The organism is Clostridium tarantellae (genome assembly GCF_009295725.1).
Lineage (GTDB): Bacteria > Bacillota > Clostridia > Clostridiales > Clostridiaceae > Sarcina > Sarcina tarantellae.
Window position 1 is genome coordinate 1 of record NZ_WHJC01000530.1, and the last position, 1,118, is coordinate 1,118.

1 protein-coding gene is annotated in these 1,118 nt (G+C 26.2%); it reads left to right on the forward strand.

The window, feature by feature from the left end:
• Positions 1-123: 123 nt before the first annotated feature.
• Positions 124-1,118 (forward strand): chymotrypsin family serine protease (locus GBZ86_RS16125; protein WP_152892357.1); only part of this gene is annotated, 995 nt, incomplete at its 3' end.

Below are 1,118 nucleotides of genomic sequence, written 5' to 3' on the forward strand. Positions count from 1 at the left end.
ATTTAATATATTTTATGATTTATTATCAATAATGACTATAAATAATTTAATTATTTTTAAAATTCAATCACATATATTAAAGGAATTTTCATATTATATATAATCTTATATAAGGAGGATTATATGTGTTCTTTATTAAAAGATTCCATAGTAGATATCATTGATAATAATAATAATTTTTTCTTACCTAAAAAAAATGTAGTAGGATTATCCTTTGGTAATAAATCAATTAAAAATATTGATACAAATGAGCCTGTTTTACGTATTTTAGTAAAGGAAAAAGTACCATTAAATAAACTTTACAAAGAAGATATTATACCTAAAAATTTTTTAGGTATAAAAACAGATATTTATCAAGTTGGCAATTTTAAACGCAACACTACTGTAGGTTCCTTTCAAATAGGTGATTTTAAAATAAGTATAATTAATCCATTTAAAACAACAGAAGATAATGAGAATATAAAAGATATTAATTTTTTAAAATCTCGTCAACGTCCTCTGCAGGGTGGGCTTAGCATAAGTCCCTTTAAAGATACTACTGCTGGTACTTTAGGAGCTATAGTATTTGATAATTTAACTAATGCTCCTTATATTTTAAGTAATAATCATATACTTGCTTTTGAAGGAAAACTAGAAAAAGGGGCTAGTATAGTACAACCTAGTACATTTGACTATAACTGGACCTCTATAGGAAATCAAATTGCTACCTTAGAAAAAAAAATCCATCTATACTATGGATATGCTGGTAAAAATACTGTCAATTTAGCTGATGCAGCTATTGCTGCCATAAATCCTAAAGTTAAATATATAAAAGAAATTTATAATATAGGAACTATTACAGGAACCACCAAAGCAAAACTTAAAAAGTCTGTAAAAAAATGTGGAAAAAGAACAGGGTATACTACAGGAACTATAACTGATACTAACGCTCTAATTATCCAAGATATGGCTGGAGGTCTAAAATCTATGTTTAAAAATCAAATACTAACTACTTTAATGTCAGAGGAGGGTGATTCTGGCAGTTTAGTCTTGGATAATTCTAATAAAGTAATAGGATTATTATTTGGTTCTTCTCCTTGGACATCATTACTTAGTCCAATTGATTATATATTAAAAAC